Below are 17,989 nucleotides of genomic sequence, written 5' to 3' on the forward strand. Positions count from 1 at the left end.
TTAAATCAGGTTTGCACGTTCCAGATAGGTATCAAGCCATTCTTCCGGCTTCATACCCTCTTTCCAGATTTCATCGAACAGTTCAAGCTGGGGTTTCGATGCGCTGAGAACCGGTAGGTAATACGCCGCTTTCCCTAAATCCAGTCTTGCAAAAGCCGCAAAATCATCACTTTCCCCCTTCCTCTGTGGGTTTTTAACGACCAGGAACTGACGAGAGAGCGGGTCAATGGCTTTAATTTTGTCAAAATAAAGCTCTTTGACTTGCAGCTCGTCCACATACTCATTACGTTTCCCTTTGGGGTTCGCCAGATAAATATGTGTTGCGCATTGCTCACGAACGGCAGCCGCGATAGGTGATTTAATGAGTTCATCCGGCGATTGTGTCGCTACGACAAGCACCATATCCAGCTTACGAGCGGTTTTGAGTTTGTTATAAACAAAATCCCTGAACGCTTCGTTGTTAATCCATTGCCAGAACTCATCCATGTAGATAAGGAGTCGGCGGCCATCGGCCAGCATGGTGACACGGTAGATCAGGTAGAATGAAGCAACGCTGGAAAGTACCTTATTATCCAGGAACTCCGTTCCATCAATACCGAACACATCCAGATTATCCACATCAAACGTATCTTCAGGGTTATCGATCACCCAGCCAAATTCCTCTCCCTGAGTCCAGGGCTTCAGACGGGCTTTAAGCCCATGCCGCCGGGTTTCAGTATCATCAGGCTCCAGAATAAGTGGTCGCAACTTACTGATTGGATAAGAGCGATCTGACCTTTGCATAAGGCGCTCAACGGCATCAGAAATCAGGCGGTTCTGGTAGTCGTCAAGCGGCTCACTGTTTAGCGAACAAATTAACCTCACCAGGTCTTTCATAAAGGAAATATTACGTTTAGTGGGGGGCAAAGCCGCAGGGTTCCAGCCTGTCGGCTCTCCTTCTTTTACCCGATAGTAAGCACCTCCCATTGAACGTATACCGGGTTCCGCTGCCCGGTCTTTATCGAACCATACGGTAGTAAGTTTCTTGTGTTTCCTTTCAGGAGGGAAAGACTCCGGCGTACCGAACTGCTGGGCGGCAAAAGCCTTAGCCATCATCACTACCGTTTTACCCACGTTTGACGTACCAAGAATTTCGGTATGCCCCAGCGTGGGGTTTTTACCGAAGTAATTTTGATGCTCGGTAGTCATGTGATAGTTGAGGTGATAAATATCATTGCCTGATCCCCCCAGAGTTAACAGACAATTCCCCCAGGTATTCCCTTTCTCTTTGCCCGTAAAGAAGTTGTGGAAGCTTTCCATTTCGGCAAAGTTCAGACTGCTGATAGGGCTAAGGCGTGGCCGTAACGTATAGTTACCGGGTAGCTGAGCAAAATAAGCCGCGCCAAGACTCATAGTTGAGTAGGTGACGATAAGCCCCAAATCCTCCAGAGTAGTTGTCACGATATTGGTGTCTTTCACCAGGCGTTCTGGCGTGTCAGCGTAGACAATCAGGGTCTGGTGACTTTTACCGAAAGAAATGTAACCACTGGACACCATGTCGAGAGCAACTTTTAAATCAGTCAGTAAGGATTGAGCCGCATCATCCGTCATTTCCAGTTTGTCGATCTGATCATCCAGCGCCTTGATTGCCGACTGTTTGTCTATCGGCGTGAAAGAGGATGTCTGGACATACTCAACAGGGAGATACATCAGGGCGTCAAAAATTCCGGCATCCGTTTCCTGAAAGTAGTCCTTAATCTCGATGCAACGAAAGTACCGGGCATGGTCTGAAGCGGTGATTTGCCCTGCATCGTTACCAAAGAACACATCTTTACCACCCAGGTATGTATAAAACGGGCTATTGGTAACTCTGACTTTCTGCCAGCGGCCGGAAAGCAACTTCTGGAACAATGAGAGCTGGTCAGAGTAAACAACACCATTCTCTTCATATAACCCAAGACGGCGGGAATGGAACCGGGACAGATAGGTGCTCAGTCGTCCGCAGATTTCATTCATATCATTAATGGGTTCTTCGAAGATGTTTTTATTACCTTTTTTACGTGAAAAGAATTGGGTAACTTTATCTTCAGCACTGAACGGTTTATAACATACAGATATGTATAATTTGTTTTCAAAATACTCTGCTTCAGAAAGCGATCTGTAATAATCGTTCATCACCCTGTTAACAAATGGGATTTTACTTTTAAAAGTAGGCTGGACAGACTTTTTCCCCCTTATACGATGATCATAAAAAGTAACGGGCTTACCCTCAAAACTACGAATCAGCGTATTGAGCTGGTCAGTAAGTAATGTCAGATCAGCCTCATCAACACATTCAAAATAAGCCCCGTCAATCTGCCATGTCGCGATTAAATCATGATTTTTGGTAACAACGAGGTTTTCTGTAATATGTGATGAATACGGGATTAACTCTTCAAGAGAAGACTGGTCTTTAAGCTTCATAAAATTGTCCACTTTCGATATATCGACTGCGTCGTACGAACTCCCCGCATAATGGACGGCATTGAAACGCTTGTTTGCCAGAGGATTACCTTTGATCTGCATTCGCAGATAAAGCAGGTCAAAAAAGCGTTCATCTATCTTCGTAACTCGCTTGATGGCATACCAGCCAGGGAGGATGAGGGCATACATAGCCTCATGAATCCAGACACCAAGCAGAACGCAGATAACGCACATTCCAAGAAAGGGGTAGAGCGGAACGCCCAGCCCCCTAATCAAAGCGGGGCGTGTCAGCCCTTTAAAAACGGTACTCATTTTTACGCCCCCTTTTATTACATATTACGCTAACCAGTCAGGCAGATATGGCGCAACAATAAAGATGATAATCCCGATAATTAAAGGCGTAATCCACGCTGCATGCTGGCGTGAGAAGATAGCGATATAGCCAATTACCAGCGCAATGATGGTGATTGCTGGCTTACGGATATCCGTCAGAAAATCGATAATCTTCTGCAAGAAGCCAGTTGTTTTAGTGGATACATCATCAGCAAATGCGGGTTCTGCTACACAAAGCATCAATGCAGCCATAAATACAGAAAGAGTTAAATAACGTTTATTGAGTTTTAACATCGTTTGTTTCCTTTTCATCTAAAACAGTGCCACGCATGGCATATTGGGGATATACGGTAACTTCTTTAGGTTTGATACTCTGCGTTACATTCTCCTTTCTGATTGCATCTTTAACTGAAGGAACCACCCAGTTTTTATTGTTATCAGGCGGATTAAACCCTATACGCTGTATATAACTGGTGTTATTAAAATCTGATTCAGGTTTAGTTCCCGTTTCTGGATTGCCGGAATAATAGCAACTCAGACCACGTAAAATGTCGCCACCACGTTTATAACAATCCACCAAAATTTTCTCTGAAACCTTGAGGTTTTCGCAGGGGTCAAACATTTTCTCAGCGGTTGTATTGAAGTTTGCAAAATTCGTACTCGTTATTTGCATAAGACCGACTGAGTAACGATGATTTCGAGATTCAATTTGATTTACGATCTGGAGTGCAGCCTCCTTAGTTTTGGGAAAGTAGGACACTACGCCTTTGTCACCGGGCTTACGTTCAACCTTCGGTATTATCTCGGCAATAGCATATGGGTTAAAACCAGATTCAACCCTTGCAACTTCATGCGCAGTATCGGGATGAACGCTGGCCGCGCATTGCAAAGCAAGCGCCGCAAAAGCAGTAGTAGATAACATGATTTTCTCCCGGCCAGAACAGCGCGGAAAGTCTAGACTGAATGGTTAGTCATCGAAGTCGTCATCGTCTTCGTTTATCAGCTCCTCAATGGCCTGGCTGGAATATTTTTTAATGAGGTACTGGACAACACCAGAGCTTGAAATACGCCGCCCCCTGCGATAGCCAATCTCCAGAGCAATTTTATCCAGTTCCTCACGAGAAGCTGAGGGCAGGTAGAGTGTATTACGTTGGGGCTTGCGTCTCGTTGCGGTTTTTTTCCGGGTAGCAGTCATTTTTCTTCCGTTTCATTTTGTGGGTTAAGCTTCTCTCTGTGATGTAGTGGATGAAAGCCATACTTCTTTGCTGTGGATTATCCATGAGGAGAATTTCAGCAAATTCGTGTGGAATTGATTTCCTTAAAATATTTGCCTGAGCTGTTGTATGCGATTGTCTGCACAAAAGCTCCGCCATCACATCTTCTGGTACAGGTAAAGGCTCACCGCCAAATGAGATAAAGCGTTGTACGTAAGGGATAGCAGTTATTGTAGTGGAATGAACCTCTTCAAAATCTGCCTGGATAAAAAGATAACCGGGGAAAAGCGGCAAACGTCTTTCTCGATATGAAATTATCTTATCCGGGCGACGATATCTTTCTGTCTCCATAGGGCAGAAGTAAGAAAAGTTCAGGCGTTCGAGATGAGCAAAAACTGCTGCAAATCTCGTAGTGGTGAATTGCAAAGCATACCATTCCATAGTTTTTTCCTTTCAGGCGCTCTCTCGACTCGGATGACCCCGAAGCAGAGAAAAAAAACAAAAGGACAAATTTACATCTCATAAAAACTTTATCAGCTACATGTGCTGCGTTCAACCACACAAGCAGATCTTTAGATCGCATTTACGACATATTTCATTTTGTTTGTGCTGGTTTTTTGGTTATATCCAGATTTAAACACCATTTGATAACAAAAAAGCAGATCGATTGATCGCCTTGCGTTGATTTTATAGTCAAGTTAACTAAATTTTTTAACGCTAGTTACTTTTTACAAAAACTCTGCTAACAAGATAAATAAATCGATCTTAATCAATAAGTTACCGGAGAGTATGAATTATCCTAAACGAATGCCGATTTTCACTTTCTGTTCGCTTTGAATCATCGACTGTTTTATTTGCGAGAAATTTCTCATCTGGAGCTGCTGTTTCTTAATCATCTCCGCACTGTTCAGCACCAGCTCTTTACTGGATGAAGTGGTTCTGTCTATGCCTTTAATCCCCAGGTTCTCTAACTGCCACTCATTCCTGTGGGCAGTCTTCCAGCCATGCTGTACACCGTTCTTATCAAGTGCAGGGATTTTTACCTCCTTTTGTCCTAACTTTTTCAGCTTAACGAGATCACCTTTCTTAACGTTCTCACGAGTGGTTAACTCACCAAAATCAGCCCCCCAATATGTTTTCTCAACGCCCTTGTTCAGTGTCTTAAGCTTTATGAAATGCTGCTTTGGTTTGGTTTTATCGTTCTGATAATGGTCGTATCCAACATCAATGACCTCATAAACGCCTTTCTGTCTTTTTGGCGCTGTTTTGTGAGCATCTTTAATAGACTGGTTAAGTCCATGCTGTTGCTTATGAGTGGCTTTAACGTCATAGCCCTTCAGCTTCAGCTCTTCACAAAAACCTGTACGAATTTCCCGTAAATCTTTTTTCCTGATATCAGCTCGTTTACCGTCGTTATCACGAATACGAAAAACGACATGTACGTGTGGATGTTCTTTTTTGTCGTTATGATAGCCAAGCACAAAGCGATGGTTTGGGTACTTCTTGTGCATCGTTTTCCTGACAGATTCAAGCAGATCTTCAGGTTTTACTTTTGCTGATACAGGCGGTGAAAAAACAATATTTTGGGTTACTTTTTTATTTTCCTTACCTTTATCATCGAAAACATTTTGAGGGTCGTTAGCACGATCTATCATGTGCTCTTTAGCCTCCTGAATCTCATCACCTTTCCATACCTGACCGCTTTCACTCATCACTGGCAGCTCTGACTCCCGGCTCATATAGTCAATACTGTTTCGAACTCCCTGCCGGGTAATTGCACCTCCTGAGATTTTGACAACAACCTCCTTACTGGCACCCTTGCGGTTGATACGTTCCTGAACGTTGCGTTGATAATTATTACCACCATTTTTAACTTTATGGGCGAAAGCAGACTTGCGGCCAGCTTCAGAGGACTTACGCTTTACCCTGAATTCCTTGTCAACATAAACGCCCATGATTACACCTCAACCTTGTTAGAAACAGTTCGCCCTTTGCATAACATAATGTAGTTTTCAAACTCACTTTTGAGACTCATTATCTCTGTACTCAACCGCTCAGCGTCCTGATAGAACCCATCTTTATCAAGTACCCTGGCATTATCATTAACGATAATATAATGAAAGTTCCGCCCGATTTTATCTATTGCATTACGGCAACGATTCATCACCAGAAGTTCCTGATCGAAGAAATCAAGTTCATTTTCAAGTGTCGTCTGGATTCGGTAACGACATTCTCTGGATAAATTCCAGCCATGACGGTGAGCCGCTTTCTCGATTAAAGTTCTTTGTTTCCCTGTCAAATACATTGTGGTTTTGATAAAATCATCATTGTCTTTTGAAACATTAACATCTTCATTTTTAACCTTGCTTTTCAGTAAAGCACTGGCAAGCAGCTTCATTCCTTTTGCCACGGTTAAACCCGGTTCATCTGGATAAAGTGTTTTAAGACAATCAAGTAGATCATCATGTTGGCTTTCTTCAATCCTGAATTGAACTTTTTTCATAAATTTCTCCAACAAGAACCGACTGTAGGTCACCGGGCAAACGTTGCGGAATGGCGTCAGGTACGTCATTTTGCGGCGTTTGCCCTATCCTGCTTCGCAGTAAACTACCTCCACACTCAAATTGTGCTTCAGCGTCCATCGAAATGCAAAGAATGAAAGGCTATCATGGCTGTGATCTGGTACGTCTGCGACCGGAGACAACGGATTTGCGGCTAGCTTGGGTGGAAATAAATTCGCTGCGCGAATGGCCTGGCAGGAGGCGCGAGCGCTGTTTTGCGGAATATACAAAAAAGCACCTCCCGTAAACGGGAGGGCTTCGGCGATTCAGGAACGGGAATTTTATTCTGCCTCTGGAGTGTCGCCTTCCATGCCCTGACGGGCATCATGGAGCCAGCGACGAAAGTTACTCATTCTTTCCCGGTTTGCCCGGCTGGGACTTTTACCCCTGTTACCGCTTAGTATACTCCAGACTCTTAACCCGGCCTCGTTAGTCCAGTGCAATACAATTTCCCCTTTGCTGTTAAATCCCAGCGAAAACCGGACAGCCCCCCGCCTCTGTTCTGCACTGATAAAATCTAAAAATTCCTGTTTTTTCATAGCACCTCCTGTTTTTTTATCAGTGCTTTTGTTTCTTTCTTTTCCAGGGCTTTTCTAAGTAATGCCATGTACTCAGGAAAAGCAGAGAATGGCATCAAGGGAAAAACTGGACGCCCACCCTTTTCAATAGTCTGTATTGCTGATAACATGCGTTCCGACATTTTATATTCCTCGCGAGGGAATTGAGTGTCACGGTATCAGGTTGCCTCCACAACCTGATACCACCCCTAATTAATTAACTCCGCAGTTCTTTTATCGCTTCATTTTTGGCTTCCTCCAGTTCTTTAAGGGTATATGCGAAATTCTTCCAGTTAATTACTTCGTTTATAACCTCAGATTTACTTAAACCACATTCATTAAACCAAAAGTTAATATTTTTCTTGAGGGAATTTTTAGCCGTCAATTCATCATCAAACAATTCACTAACAGACGTGATGGCATAACCACGACCGCGATTTTTATCTTCGAAAGAATGAACGGCAAGGAAGAGAGTTTCTGAATGGACAAAAGCGGAGCAGGTGATTTTTTCTTTCTTAGTGTTTAAAGCCTGGAAAGTGATAACATAAGTGTTCATTTTAGTCTCCCGCCCGTTTGGGCTACTGGATCATGGTAAGGAACTATTCCCGACCTACAAATAAATTATACCATCATATGATGGTAATGCAATTCATTTAGTCACTTTATCCTGATTTTTTTCTCGCTTAACGAGCTGGTAATCTGGATGTTCATCAGCCAGAAGCAAAAGTAATTCATACGTACCAGCGGCTAAACCGCGAGACGTTTTACCGGATGTTTCTTTGGCTTGCCAGGCTGATAACGTAAAACCAAACCTTTCAGCGGCTTCCTGCTGCGTAAAACCAGCTTTGATACGTGCTTGTTTCACCTCTTCAGGTGTTGGTTTAAAACTCATGATTTTGTACCTTCACGATAGTATCTGAATAGAATTGCAATAAAATTGGATCATCAATTTCATCTTTAACGTTACAGAATTCTTCATAATAAAATGATTTTTGGAAAACAACCTTTTTAGTTGTTTTTTTATCCGCTTCTTTAGAGCGTACCTTCATCAGTTTTTCAAGTTCAATAAACAAACGTGTTGCATCTTCAGACACAACAATCCTGTATGTTACATTACCTTTGTTTTTCCTGTCGCTCAGGATCTCATTCATTTTTTGCCTCATAGCTGTTTAATAAACCCCGCTACCTTTATGAGCTGATCCACACTCAGGCCACGAATTACCATTTCATATCCGTCGCCCCGTTCTGATACGTTACCATCTAACCCATTCTCAACTTTAAACCCGGTTAATGTCCCATGCCAGCTTTCAAGACGCACTAAACGAGATAACATTCCTTTCAGGATCTGTTTTTTCTCGCGTTTTCGCTGTAACTGTTGTTCATATTCTCGCGCCATATCTACATTATCTAAAGCATCAGCCAGGATTTTCTTTTCAATATCGGCGGCGATTTCTACAGGGTTACGTACTGGCGATACAGTGCAAGTATGGTAAGGACTTCGCCAGCTTCGACTGTCTACACTTCCAATGATAACTAACCTTCCCTTTTCCATTCGAATATGTATAGAGTAATTTTTATACTGAGGCGAGGTTAGCTTTATCCTGTACTGGCAATCATCGAGCAGGTTTACACGCCAGCCGTTCCCCAGGATTCGACAAACGATTTCAAACACAGGGTGATACCGTTCAAAGAAATTTTTCTGTTCTTTCATCTGATTCAGCCTTTTGAACTCAAAAAAAAGCCGCAAATCGAATCACGGCAGTTTTAAGACTATTCGTCAAAGTGTCCATCATCACTTGCAGCTTCCTGGGCTTCGCATTCCTGCTGATATGCTTCTTCCTTTGCAAAAAGATGCGCCCATCCTTCTGCGTTTAAGCCACGGTGTAAGACTGAACCATTTTCATTGCATTCTTTGGCTGTAATTTCGATCTCATCCGGGCAAATGTAGGCTCCGTAACTTTCAAAAATGTTTATCAGCTCCGCTTCCGTTATGGTCTTGTTTTTCATCAACGTGTCTCCGTATCAATCTTTGCCATGTTCTAGGGGGCTTTCGCCCCCGTTCCGGTTATGCGCTAGCTTCTACACGTCTCCAGCCTGACGCCTTACGTTTACCCGCTGTACCATACATTTCACGGATTTCTTCAATGCTGTGTTCTTTACGGTTCCAGCGGCTTTTGTGTTCTTCAGGACGGTAAAACCATTGTTTTTTCTTCGATGCCCATTTACAGCCCATTTCCTTTAAAATATCTTTGTGTTCTTTAGTTTCCCCGCTAATCCAGACCCAATTACCAATGACTTCATAGACAATCCCTGTAAGGCCGGAAAGCGTATTCAAAACTTTTTCCAGATCTTCACCGTAGTTGTAACGTGCATTTTCATCAGTGCTTTGAAACTGATTGATTTTATCAATGTTAGCCATGAGAAAATCAAACGCTGCATTTACTGCTTTCATCAGCTCAGCACCCAATGGATTGCGGTCTGGATGATATTTTAAAGCCGCTTTTTTGTATGCCGCCTTGATGTCCTTTTCAGTCAGATCACCGGATAAACCAAAAACGTTTAATGCTTCCTGAATATTCATTTTTCGCTCCCGCCCGTGTGGGCTTCTGGAATCTGGCAGGGAACCATTCCCAACCAACAAATTCATTATACCATCAAATGATGGTATTGCAAGATTATTGTTCAGAAAAAGGGGGATAAAAATCCCCCTGAATATTTATTAAGTTTATGATGTCGCCAAATGTTTTATCAGTTGCAATGCAATCGCGGTATTCTTGATTTCAGAGAATGCCGGATCGTCACTTGCGTTGTTCATAGCCTCATTAAAATGCATTGTCAGCGTGAAACCTTCTGCATACAGTACATTTTTACTGATTTGGCCTTGCTTGAATTTGAACAGCAGTTCCTGAGCTTCGTTTTTGATTTCAGTGATAGTTTTCATTTTTTCTCCCGCCCGTGTGGGCTTCTGGAACCTGGCAGGGAAGCATTCCCAACCAACAAATGTATTATACCATCAAATGATGGTTATAACATCTTTTTTTTGCTTTACATTGTAAAGATTGAGTAAAGACAGGTATTGCTTTACCGTGCTTAAGGGATTACCAAAAGAGGCGCGAACTGTAGTTACATAATGCGCTGTCGTAACATCGCGCCGGAGACGTTCGCCAGGACTGGCGAACCAACAAGCCCGAATGATAGCGATAACCCCCCTCACCCCTGCCAGGCCAATTTCTGACTATCAGGCGACGTTTAGCCTGTCGCAGTTAGCGCGTGAGCTTGCGAACGGTACGCCGGGTCAGTGTGAAACACTGGCGCGGGGCGCTGTATCTGCGCGTTATGAGATGCGTTAGCAGCGAATTACGGGGCGTGTTGCTGAAACCGATTGATGTCTGACAGCAAAAAATGAATCCGGGCGCCAGCTGCAGAACGACAATTGCCAGCAAAAATCCGGTGGCCATCCTCGCCGGTTGTGAAATTTTGCTGGCATCCTGTGCGAGCGGAGATCACCCCCAGGCTAATTTTTGGCTTGTTTCGTAAAACGAGCTGTATGGCGCTCTAAGCGCTTTTTACCCGTTGCGTTGAATCATGACCGGGTAAAAGCCGTTATAACGCCGCTGAGGGCTTCTGATTGCGTTTTAGGATTGGATCGAAAAAGGATCGCGTCTGGATCTTTTCTGAGAGATCACACCGCTCGCCGCAGCCGAACGACAGGGCGAAGCCCGCGAGTGAGCGAGGAAGCGGAATTTCCACGGGATTTCAATAAAGCACTTACGCGCCAAGGTTAATATTTGCTCAATTTTTGGTGGTGCAGTGCTCAGGGAGGCCAGACGGATCTATCCTCTGGATTTATGCTGAGTTATCCACAGCCGCTGTGCATTAAAAAACTTATATTTTCTTTTTTTTTGTTAAAGGACTTAAAAACTTAAAGACTTAGGAGATTGGTAAGGTGCTGATATTTATATTAAATAAAGATTAAACATGATGGTTTAGGTCACTATCCATGATGGTCTGTGTCATTATCCATGATGGTTTAGGTCACTATCCATGATGGTCTGTGTCACTATCCATGATTGTTTAGGTCACTATCCATGATGGTCTGTGTCACTAACCATGATGGTTTAGGTCACATAATTAACCGATTGATTCTTTTACTTCAGATCTTTCGATCTTCAGATGATCAGTTCATGTTTTAAACATGTTTTCACTGTTTAGCTGCTCGCCATAGCATGTCCCCCCTAAAATTGCTGAGTCAAACATGATGGGATTTGTCACTAAACATGATGAATTTTTGTTGAGACATCATGTTTGTTTTGGTATGTTAATTGGACAAACAGTAGGTGAGGATAAAACAATGCCGATAAGAAAGATTTCCGAGAAGACAAAAATTCGACATCGAAATGAAATCAATAAAACTCTTGCTCAGTTACCTCTTTCAGCAAAGAGGGTTTTGTGTCTGGCATTGGTGTCTGTAGATACAAAAAAACCGCTTGAACCTGGTATGATTTTTAAAATTACCGCTGATACCTATGCGTCTATTACGAAAGTAAAACCTTCAGTTGCATATCGTCAACTAAAGGAAGGTGCTGATTTACTTAATACTAGTAAGCTTTCCCTTTCAAGTGATGATATTTTGGCATTATCTAATGAATTAGGTCTACCTGATGCAATGCGCAAGAATTTAGAACGATTGGATATGGGGATTACTGATTATTGCGCATATAGCCCGAATGAGGGGTATGTTGTTCTTAAGTTTACACATACAATACACCCTTACATTTCAAATTTAATTGGTGGTGAAAATAAGTTTACTACTCAATTGCTTACTTCAGCGATGAGATTAAGTGGTCAATACTCATGGGCTTTATATCAGTTGATAAGGAAAAATTATTCCAAATTCAAATCAAAGAATTATTTCACAATACCGCTTAACGAATTAAAAGATGAGTTGATTGCATATACTATAGAAGATGACGAACTGGTTTATAAATATCCTGAGTTTCCTATCTTCAAAAGAGAAGTGATCAACAAAGCAATAAAAGAGATCAAAGAAAAAACAGAGATAGAATTCCTTTCCTGTTTAATAGAAAGTAAAGAAGGTCGTAAAGTTAGTGTTTTACGTTTTGAGTTTCTTATCTCTGAAGATAATTTTACTGGTATTGATAGTGAAACAGATGAATTTATGAATGGTGATGATGCCGCTTTCTTAGCAGAGTTTGATAAAGCGGTTCCCTCTAAAAAGAGTAAGTGAGGCAAAACATGGCTAAAATCTATGAGTTTCCGCTGGGAGCCGAACGAAGTAAGCTGAAAAATGAAATCATCCAGGAACGTAAAAAACGATTGCGAGAAAAGAACGGTAACCCGGTTATCCGGCACGCTAAATGGTTCTGGTTTTATCTGCGTCTTGCAACGGCTGGCGCACTGCATTTAGTCTCAGTTATTACTCTGGCAGTCCTGGGGGCTTTCAGTACAGCTATTTTCTGGATTGGTGGCCTGATGTGTGTTGTTACATGGTTTCACCTTGAGCATCAGTTCTGGACGCCGCAAAATTTCACCATTCCAGTAATCGTAACGCTGTGGAGATTGAGTTTGTTTGCCACTCCCCTGATGGAGCTGCTTAACAAAAAAATGCCGTGGTATTGCCTTCTGGTTCCTGATGCAAAGCATACCAGCACTGAGGCAACCAATGATGACCAGCTGTGAAGCAACAATGTTAGTCCGTAGGCTTGCAGTGCTTCTTTCAGCCTTTTATCATCGGTTTATCATAGCGCACGAGGTGAGTTCTTTTCACTGCGATGCAGGATAGGGCAAACGCCGCAAAATGACGTCTCTGACGCCATTCCGCAACGTTTGCCCGGTGACCTACAGTCGGTTCTTGTTGGAGAGATTTATGAAATATCAGGTTAAAGAGTTTATTGACGAAAAATATTCTAAGGCTGTTAATATTTTAAAGGATAACCTTAAAGAACACTACCATATTTTTTATGGTTTGAGATTAAGTGAGATTCTTTTTCCTGCCAGCGAATACGGCTCTGAAATGTTTTTTCAGGAGTTTGAGGCGATTAACAGTGTAATATTGCCTTTGGTGATTTTTGATTTAATAGACCGAAAGCCGATTATGGTTATCGGCTTCGGTGAAGTATCTGGAGTTGATTCACTTGTTGATTCTGGTATAGAAGTTGTTTCTTTAGACGGTTTAAGCGATCTGCTACTGGTTGAAAAACTGACGCCATTATTTAACTAAACCTCTGGATATCTATCTGTTCAGTTTTCCAGTAAGATTTTTTCTATATCTGAAAGCGTTATTTTTTCAATGCTTTCTATATAGTAATGTTCATTAAAATCTGTCATTCCCGTAAATTTTAGCTCTGCATCATCTTTCGAATAAGCAATAACAATTCTGAAATCATTTTCCCACAAATCCCACCTGTATTTGTCTTTTATACGAACCCTGTATAATCCTTTTTGGATAGTGCCATCTTTTTTCTCTTCCTGTACTTTTTTTATTTTTTCAGTTTGCACCTGTTGTTCAAGCCATGATTTATTCATAAATCCCCCACGGTTAACGTTTTTAGGCTCGGTTTTTACTTAACGAAATCTTCCGGTTTTACACCTGTTTTTACCTTCATATACTTGCCCTCCCCCCTTAGCTTCGGCTGAAGTTCGGTAAAGTACCATCCGGCAACGGTAATAATGCCTAAAAATACAAAAATAGCAGGCTTCAGAACATCAATAGTTGATACAGCGCATAACTCAATATTGAGATTAGTACAAGTTCCCTCATCAGGTGCATAAAACCCCCACAAGCCTATACCTATAAGGAACATCCCCAATATCGGTTGGATGTATAACAAGTAGATATTAATAAGAGCTTTAATATATCTGAATATGAACATTTTTCTTTCCTTAGGTTGCTTTCTATTTTGGATTTCCAATTCTTAACCAATATGATGGTTCGACAATCCATTCTCAGCAGTCATAGGCAACGGCCTTATTATGTCTGTTAGCGAACCAAACTAACCAGGCTAATAATCGCTGATTGCCGCTGTATTTGGTTTTATCTCTAACCATCACAACATATCTCTTTTTCTTAGCCATAACGCTACCCTAATTTTGCAGATTCAAGCAGCCAGTGGTTTTTCAGGTTCTCGTCCAGGTTATCGAATGCGGCCAGCGCTGCCTTTAGAACGGTTGTCTTGCTCTGGCCTGTTCTCTGCGCCTCAGCTTCCAGGATCTCCTCAAAGTACGCTGGCAGTCTGAAGTTCATCAACTTTGGTTTACCCACAACAGGCGCTCTGGTAGCGCCGGAGATAAAACGCGCGGTTTCTGCGTTTGTTGCTGGTTGCTGAGATTCATCGATGTTCGGACGGTTCAGTTTTAAAGCCATGAAAATTTCCTCTTGTACGGTATGCATTTATTGTAAATATCATAGTATCTTTATAGTGTATTTACAATGTAAAGATATCGATGAATCTTGTTGATATTTCTATAAAATGCCAATTTCCTGTGCCACAAGTTCAATCTGTGCTTTCGCTGTTGAAAGGCTCGATGCCCGGCTAACGTCATGTACCCCTGCCCCTTCATTACAGGCGCTTTCATACACATCCAGCTCGGATATCCGGGTTTTCAGAGGTTGAATCCAGATGTTGTCCGAACGCAGTAATTTATCCAGATCAATGGCCGCTTTTCTGTGGCGGGGTTTCGCTGAGTTGATTCTGGTGAACAGCACCCACGGTTCCAGAGCTGCGTTAGCTTTCTGAGCGGTGCGGATTTTCTCTGTAACACTGGTCAGCGTTTCGCTTTCGAAATCAGAGGACGGCTTAACCAGTGTCACCACGATATCTGATACTGTCAGGGCGCTACGGAACTCCTGGCTGTCGTGGCCGGGGCAATCGACAATGAGAACTTCACACAGCTTACTAAGGCGCTTAATTTCGTTGCTGACGTTTCCGTAAGCTGCGTGAACCGGGATAGTGAGTAAGCCGTTATCTGTCCGCTTTTCGTTCCAGCTCAACAGATCGTGGTTTTTATCTGTCTTCAGGATAATTACCGACTTACCTTTGTTGACCAGCATTGAGCCTGTGTTAGCTACGTAGGTGCTTTTGCCTACCCCACCCTTATCTGATACGACAAGCAAGATTTTACCCATTTTCACAACTCCTCTCTTTATGTTGTAAAGCTCATGTAAAGATTTATTTGTCTTTACATCGTGTGTTTTTCGTAAAGATATTTTTGTCTTTACAGTGTCTTTATAATCAAAAAGATTTACCATGTAAAGCACAAATAAAGACAAGCATGTCTTTATTTTATCTTTACGTGGTAAATATAGCTCTGTCTTTACAGGAGGGTTACTTGGTAAAGCGTGGTTTGTCTTTACAATATCTTTATGTTGTAAATCTTTAGTGTGACGTTGTCACTATAGGGTCGGGGGGGGTTGCTGGTTCTTTTTGAGTGTGCCTTCCCTGAACCAACTGAAATGGGTACTGTATGGGTGTGTCTGGTTAACTCAAAATGAACTGGTTCCCTATAATGACTCAAACAGTACCGAAAGGCTTTGTCAGAGCTTACTTACGCGCATCCACGACTGAACAGGATGCAACACGCGCCCTGGACACGATAAATACCTTCGCCATCGAGCGCGGCCTGAGCATCTGTAACTACTACATTGAAAATGAATCAGGTTCTAAGCTTGAACGCCCTGAGTTGTTCCGGCTCCTGAAAGATTGTCAGCAAAACGATATCTTGCTGGTAGAGGATGTGGACAGGCTTTCACGCCTGGTAGGGGAGGACTGGAACACACTGAAGAAAATGATCCGGCAGAAAGATATCCGGGTTGTGGCCGTCAACGTTCCGACAACCTGGCTCGCATCGGGTCACAATGATTTTGACAGCCGAATGTTTTCGGCCATAAACGATATGTTGCTGGATATGCTGGCCGCCGTCGCCAGGCGAGACTATGAACAGCGCCGGGAACGGCAGCAGCAGGGGATCGCCAGGGCGAAAAGGGAAGGGAAGTATAAAGGCCGCCAGGTTAATCAGTCTCGCTATGACGCCATAAACAGGCTGATTGCGAGCGGCAGCTCCTGGAGCCAGATTCAAAAAGTGCTGGGTTGTAGCCGGGCGACTATCAGCAAAGCTGTGAAGCAACAGACCGTTAACAAAATGAACCATGAACCTGAATAGGGAGTAGTTACAACATAATAAACAGTGTGTTGAAGAATAAAACTGAGTCTTTATACTGTATATGTATACAGCTATATTGATCGGAGGTTTTTCATGCCTAGACACTATGAAATAGACTCAGCCTGGCGTGCGAGCATTAAGCGCGAGCCAAACGGCCGTCAGACTGTCACTACAGAAAACTTTGTCAGCCAGTTAGCGCTGATCAATTTCAACTGGAGTTATCGTCAGGCAAACCAGTGGATTGAAACCTACGTGACCGTTTTTAAAGACATTTCCACTCAGGAAGGAGAGAACCGGACATTCATTGGGAGGTCATGGAAGCACCTTCATCTTGAACTGGATTGGACACGCTCGCGCACAAAGCGCGCTGTGACTCGGCGGACGGAGAAGCTCGCGAAGTGCGTTACTCATAGCCACTTGGCCTTCTTGAAGCGCATGAATAGGAGAAGGCAGAACACCGCTATCACTCCGAGCACGACGAAGTAGCCATATGGCGTGTCCAGTTCCGGCATGTGCTTGAAGTTCATGCCATATATTCCGGCGATCGCCGTCGGGACCGCCAAGATCGCCGCCCAGGCCGCGAGCTGGCGAGTGACCACACCGATCCTTTGCGCTTCCAGAAGGCTGCTGGCCTCGAAGACCGTGGACAGGACAAGCAGGAGGCCGTCGACCATGGACTGCACGCGGTGGACATGGTCCGCGACGTCGTGGAAATATGGTGTCATTTCGGCGCTGATGCAGGGAAAGTGGCCGCGAACGAGCTTTCGCACCAGCTCGGCCATAGCCCCGAGCGTGCGCTGGAACCGCGTGAGTTCGGACCTTAGTTCGAAGATTCGCGCCACCTCTTCTGGCTCGAGGAAATCGTGCAGCGACCGTCGCTCCATCGCCAGGACGTCGTCCTCGATCATTTCGAAGATGGGCAGATACTGGTCGACCACTCGGTGCAAGATCGCGTGCAGCACATAGTCGACACCCTTGCCGAACTGCGTCGGCGATGCCTCGAGTTGCTCCCGAAGTTTGCCCAGCGCTCCGGCATTGCCGTGCCGCACGGTGATAAGGTGATTGTGACCGGTGAAGATCGCCATCTTGCCGTAGCTGATCCGGTCGCCGACCAGCTCGGCGGTCTGGGCGACGACGTACAACTCATCGTTGTAGACCTCGAGCTTGGGCGGGCACAGCGGGTGCATGGCGTTGTCGATCGCCAAAGGATGGAGGTTATACGTCGTCTGGATCGCGCTGAGTTCGTCTGCGGTGGGCTCGCTAAGCGCGATCCAGCAGAAGCCCGAGCGATTCTCGTTTAGTTCGACGTGCTCATCGAGCCTGATTTCACGGACTCGCTTACCTTCGTTGTAATAATATGCGGCGATAATGGTCATGCAGGGGTCGTCTCAGAAAACGGAATCTATGGTCACTCCCGTTTTTGCAACACCGATTTTGACGACAAGTTGGCTTGCTTGAATCTATCCGGCGTCTGAATGGGATTTTATTCCCGCGCCTTGATGAGTTCCGCGCCTGATGAACCTCCAGAAAATATACGGCTTCAATGAGCCTTTCCGTTTTACAGGTTCCTCAACAGGCCGGTGGGCCGTTAGTATCATCAATATCAGTATTCGCAAAACCAGATCAGTAATTCTTTAAACCGGTGTATTTCTGCCGTTATGCTACATAAGTTTGGGCACTGTTGCAAATAGTCGGTGGTGAT

24 protein-coding genes and 1 pseudogene are annotated in these 17,989 nt (G+C 43.8%); 5 read left to right on the forward strand and 20 right to left on the reverse strand.

What is annotated here, in order from left to right:
- The 15 genes from ACQG19_RS27160 to ACQG19_RS27230 form a co-directional block, all read right to left on the reverse strand.
- Positions 1–2,754 carry a VirB3 family type IV secretion system protein gene (locus tag ACQG19_RS27160; RefSeq protein WP_032672680.1) on the reverse strand — a complete coding sequence of 918 codons (2,754 nt, stop codon included), beginning with the start codon at positions 2,752–2,754 and terminating at the stop codon, positions 1–3.
- 24 nt (positions 2,755–2,778) lie between these two features.
- Positions 2,779–3,069 (reverse strand): TrbC/VirB2 family protein, encoded by a 291-nt coding sequence (locus tag ACQG19_RS27165; protein ID WP_000916156.1) that lies wholly within the window; start codon positions 3,067–3,069, stop codon positions 2,779–2,781.
- The gene (locus ACQG19_RS27170; protein ID WP_025759929.1) at positions 3,053–3,697 is read right to left on the reverse strand and encodes a lytic transglycosylase domain-containing protein; all 645 of its coding nucleotides are present in this window, start codon (positions 3,695–3,697) and stop codon (positions 3,053–3,055) included. The genes ACQG19_RS27165 and ACQG19_RS27170 overlap by 17 nt, the downstream gene beginning before the upstream one ends.
- A 223-nt stretch (positions 3,698–3,920) precedes the next feature.
- Positions 3,921–4,430: a transcription termination/antitermination NusG family protein gene (locus ACQG19_RS27175; protein WP_426726011.1), complete on the reverse strand. Its 510-nt coding sequence runs from the start codon at positions 4,428–4,430 to the stop codon at positions 3,921–3,923.
- 353 nt (positions 4,431–4,783) lie between these two features.
- Positions 4,784–5,944 (reverse strand): MobP1 family relaxase, encoded by a 1,161-nt coding sequence (mobP1, locus tag ACQG19_RS27180; protein ID WP_426726012.1) that lies wholly within the window; start codon positions 5,942–5,944, stop codon positions 4,784–4,786.
- A gap of 2 nt (positions 5,945–5,946) precedes the next feature.
- Complete coding sequence (gene ddp1, locus ACQG19_RS27185; RefSeq protein ID WP_001549911.1) at positions 5,947–6,492, reverse strand: DNA distortion polypeptide 1; 546 nt, start codon at positions 6,490–6,492, stop codon at positions 5,947–5,949.
- A gap of 339 nt (positions 6,493–6,831) precedes the next feature.
- Positions 6,832–7,089 carry a hypothetical protein gene (locus tag ACQG19_RS27190; protein WP_001549910.1) on the reverse strand — a complete coding sequence of 86 codons (258 nt, stop codon included), beginning with the start codon at positions 7,087–7,089 and terminating at the stop codon, positions 6,832–6,834.
- A complete protein-coding gene (locus tag ACQG19_RS27195) occupies positions 7,086–7,250 on the reverse strand; it encodes a hypothetical protein (RefSeq protein ID WP_001549909.1) in 165 nt (54 codons plus the stop codon). Before ACQG19_RS27195 ends, ACQG19_RS27190 begins: the two co-directional genes overlap by 4 nt.
- A 74-nt stretch (positions 7,251–7,324) precedes the next feature.
- The gene (locus ACQG19_RS27200) at positions 7,325–7,663 is read right to left on the reverse strand and encodes a hypothetical protein (RefSeq protein ID WP_001549908.1); all 339 of its coding nucleotides are present in this window, start codon (positions 7,661–7,663) and stop codon (positions 7,325–7,327) included.
- Between the two features lie 93 nt (positions 7,664–7,756).
- Complete coding sequence (locus tag ACQG19_RS27205) at positions 7,757–7,999, reverse strand: hypothetical protein (RefSeq protein WP_000008707.1); 243 nt, start codon at positions 7,997–7,999, stop codon at positions 7,757–7,759.
- Positions 7,989–8,201 carry a hypothetical protein gene (locus ACQG19_RS27210; protein WP_024194852.1) on the reverse strand — a complete coding sequence of 71 codons (213 nt, stop codon included), beginning with the start codon at positions 8,199–8,201 and terminating at the stop codon, positions 7,989–7,991. Before ACQG19_RS27210 ends, ACQG19_RS27205 begins: the two co-directional genes overlap by 11 nt.
- Positions 8,202–8,266: 65 nt before the next feature.
- A complete protein-coding gene (locus ACQG19_RS27215; protein WP_001549906.1) occupies positions 8,267–8,818 on the reverse strand; it encodes a hypothetical protein in 552 nt (183 codons plus the stop codon).
- A gap of 59 nt (positions 8,819–8,877) precedes the next feature.
- Positions 8,878–9,114, reverse strand: coding sequence for a hypothetical protein (locus ACQG19_RS27220; protein WP_001549905.1), 237 nt, complete (start codon positions 9,112–9,114; stop codon positions 8,878–8,880).
- A gap of 58 nt (positions 9,115–9,172) precedes the next feature.
- Entirely contained in the window at positions 9,173–9,688 is a 516-nt protein-coding gene (locus ACQG19_RS27225; protein WP_001549904.1) for a DnaJ domain-containing protein, read from the reverse strand.
- A gap of 144 nt (positions 9,689–9,832) precedes the next feature.
- Positions 9,833–10,048: a hypothetical protein gene (locus tag ACQG19_RS27230; protein WP_001549903.1), complete on the reverse strand. Its 216-nt coding sequence runs from the start codon at positions 10,046–10,048 to the stop codon at positions 9,833–9,835.
- A gap of 1,314 nt (positions 10,049–11,362) precedes the next feature.
- Here ACQG19_RS27230 and ACQG19_RS27235 point away from each other — a divergent pair.
- From ACQG19_RS27235 to ddp1 (ACQG19_RS27245), 3 genes are all read left to right on the forward strand, one after another.
- Complete coding sequence (locus ACQG19_RS27235) at positions 11,363–12,355, forward strand: replication initiation protein (protein WP_426726013.1); 993 nt, start codon at positions 11,363–11,365, stop codon at positions 12,353–12,355.
- Between the two features lie 8 nt (positions 12,356–12,363).
- On the forward strand, positions 12,364–12,807 hold the full coding sequence (locus tag ACQG19_RS27240) for a hypothetical protein (protein WP_426726014.1): 444 nt from the start codon (positions 12,364–12,366) through the stop codon (positions 12,805–12,807).
- Between the two features lie 187 nt (positions 12,808–12,994).
- Positions 12,995–13,348 (forward strand): DNA distortion polypeptide 3, encoded by a 354-nt coding sequence (gene ddp1, locus ACQG19_RS27245; RefSeq protein WP_233595464.1) that lies wholly within the window; start codon positions 12,995–12,997, stop codon positions 13,346–13,348.
- A 20-nt stretch (positions 13,349–13,368) separates the two neighbouring features.
- On the opposite strand, the gene ACQG19_RS27250 is transcribed toward ddp1 (ACQG19_RS27245), so the two are convergent.
- The 4 genes from ACQG19_RS27250 to ACQG19_RS27265 form a co-directional block, all read right to left on the reverse strand.
- Positions 13,369–13,653, reverse strand: a complete 285-nt coding sequence (locus ACQG19_RS27250) for a hypothetical protein (protein WP_015059054.1) — start codon at positions 13,651–13,653, stop codon at positions 13,369–13,371.
- A gap of 35 nt (positions 13,654–13,688) precedes the next feature.
- On the reverse strand, positions 13,689–14,000 hold the full coding sequence (locus tag ACQG19_RS27255) for a hypothetical protein (protein ID WP_025760344.1): 312 nt from the start codon (positions 13,998–14,000) through the stop codon (positions 13,689–13,691).
- A 206-nt stretch (positions 14,001–14,206) separates the two neighbouring features.
- Entirely contained in the window at positions 14,207–14,491 is a 285-nt protein-coding gene (locus tag ACQG19_RS27260) for a hypothetical protein (protein ID WP_001549894.1), read from the reverse strand.
- Between the two features lie 99 nt (positions 14,492–14,590).
- Complete coding sequence (locus ACQG19_RS27265; protein ID WP_000516402.1) at positions 14,591–15,253, reverse strand: division plane positioning ATPase MipZ; 663 nt, start codon at positions 15,251–15,253, stop codon at positions 14,591–14,593.
- A 380-nt stretch (positions 15,254–15,633) separates the two neighbouring features.
- Between ACQG19_RS27265 and ACQG19_RS27270 the strand changes: the two genes are divergently transcribed.
- Both ACQG19_RS27270 and ACQG19_RS27275 read left to right on the forward strand, forming a co-directional pair.
- Positions 15,634–16,287 carry a recombinase family protein gene (locus tag ACQG19_RS27270; RefSeq protein ID WP_025760343.1) on the forward strand — a complete coding sequence of 218 codons (654 nt, stop codon included), beginning with the start codon at positions 15,634–15,636 and terminating at the stop codon, positions 16,285–16,287.
- 93 nt (positions 16,288–16,380) lie between these two features.
- Positions 16,381–16,590: pseudogene (locus ACQG19_RS27275) on the forward strand (DNA polymerase V); the annotation flags it as partial.
- 104 nt (positions 16,591–16,694) lie between these two features.
- Here the strand turns inward: ACQG19_RS27275 and ACQG19_RS27280 are convergent.
- Positions 16,695–17,663, reverse strand: a complete 969-nt coding sequence (locus ACQG19_RS27280) for a magnesium and cobalt transport protein CorA (RefSeq protein WP_032640602.1) — start codon at positions 17,661–17,663, stop codon at positions 16,695–16,697.
- Positions 17,664–17,989: the final 326 nt, after the last annotated feature.

This window comes from Enterobacter cloacae complex sp. 277I4 (assembly GCF_050031465.1).
GTDB lineage: Bacteria > Pseudomonadota > Gammaproteobacteria > Enterobacterales > Enterobacteriaceae > Enterobacter > Enterobacter cloacae.

Excerpts from the sequence above, each read along its gene's own strand:
- ACQG19_RS27160 (WP_032672680.1), bottom strand. The coding sequence starts at position 2,754 with ATGAGTACCGTTTTTAAAGGGCTGACACGCCCCGCTTTGATTAGGGGG.
- ACQG19_RS27165 (WP_000916156.1), bottom strand. The coding sequence starts at position 3,069 with ATGTTAAAACTCAATAAACGTTATTTAACTCTTTCTGTATTTATGGCT.
- ACQG19_RS27170 (WP_025759929.1), bottom strand. The coding sequence starts at position 3,697 with ATGTTATCTACTACTGCTTTTGCGGCGCTTGCTTTGCAATGCGCGGCC.
- ACQG19_RS27175 (WP_426726011.1), bottom strand. The coding sequence starts at position 4,430 with ATGGAATGGTATGCTTTGCAATTCACCACTACGAGATTTGCAGCAGTT.
- mobP1 (WP_426726012.1), bottom strand. The coding sequence starts at position 5,944 with ATGGGCGTTTATGTTGACAAGGAATTCAGGGTAAAGCGTAAGTCCTCT.
- ddp1 (WP_001549911.1), bottom strand. The coding sequence starts at position 6,492 with ATGAAAAAAGTTCAATTCAGGATTGAAGAAAGCCAACATGATGATCTA.
- ACQG19_RS27190 (WP_001549910.1), bottom strand. The coding sequence starts at position 7,089 with ATGAAAAAACAGGAATTTTTAGATTTTATCAGTGCAGAACAGAGGCGG.
- ACQG19_RS27195 (WP_001549909.1), bottom strand. The coding sequence starts at position 7,250 with ATGTCGGAACGCATGTTATCAGCAATACAGACTATTGAAAAGGGTGGG.
- ACQG19_RS27200 (WP_001549908.1), bottom strand. The coding sequence starts at position 7,663 with ATGAACACTTATGTTATCACTTTCCAGGCTTTAAACACTAAGAAAGAA.
- ACQG19_RS27205 (WP_000008707.1), bottom strand. The coding sequence starts at position 7,999 with ATGAGTTTTAAACCAACACCTGAAGAGGTGAAACAAGCACGTATCAAA.
- ACQG19_RS27215 (WP_001549906.1), bottom strand. The coding sequence starts at position 8,818 with ATGAAAGAACAGAAAAATTTCTTTGAACGGTATCACCCTGTGTTTGAA.
- ACQG19_RS27220 (WP_001549905.1), bottom strand. The coding sequence starts at position 9,114 with ATGAAAAACAAGACCATAACGGAAGCGGAGCTGATAAACATTTTTGAA.
- ACQG19_RS27225 (WP_001549904.1), bottom strand. The coding sequence starts at position 9,688 with ATGAATATTCAGGAAGCATTAAACGTTTTTGGTTTATCCGGTGATCTG.
- ACQG19_RS27230 (WP_001549903.1), bottom strand. The coding sequence starts at position 10,048 with ATGAAAACTATCACTGAAATCAAAAACGAAGCTCAGGAACTGCTGTTC.
- ACQG19_RS27235 (WP_426726013.1), top strand. The coding sequence starts at position 11,363 with ATGATGGGATTTGTCACTAAACATGATGAATTTTTGTTGAGACATCAT.
- ACQG19_RS27240 (WP_426726014.1), top strand. The coding sequence starts at position 12,364 with ATGGCTAAAATCTATGAGTTTCCGCTGGGAGCCGAACGAAGTAAGCTG.
- ddp1 (WP_233595464.1), top strand. The coding sequence starts at position 12,995 with ATGAAATATCAGGTTAAAGAGTTTATTGACGAAAAATATTCTAAGGCT.
- ACQG19_RS27250 (WP_015059054.1), bottom strand. The coding sequence starts at position 13,653 with ATGAATAAATCATGGCTTGAACAACAGGTGCAAACTGAAAAAATAAAA.
- ACQG19_RS27255 (WP_025760344.1), bottom strand. The coding sequence starts at position 14,000 with ATGTTCATATTCAGATATATTAAAGCTCTTATTAATATCTACTTGTTA.
- ACQG19_RS27260 (WP_001549894.1), bottom strand. The coding sequence starts at position 14,491 with ATGGCTTTAAAACTGAACCGTCCGAACATCGATGAATCTCAGCAACCA.
- ACQG19_RS27265 (WP_000516402.1), bottom strand. The coding sequence starts at position 15,253 with ATGGGTAAAATCTTGCTTGTCGTATCAGATAAGGGTGGGGTAGGCAAA.
- ACQG19_RS27270 (WP_025760343.1), top strand. The coding sequence starts at position 15,634 with ATGACTCAAACAGTACCGAAAGGCTTTGTCAGAGCTTACTTACGCGCA.
- ACQG19_RS27280 (WP_032640602.1), bottom strand. The coding sequence starts at position 17,663 with ATGACCATTATCGCCGCATATTATTACAACGAAGGTAAGCGAGTCCGT.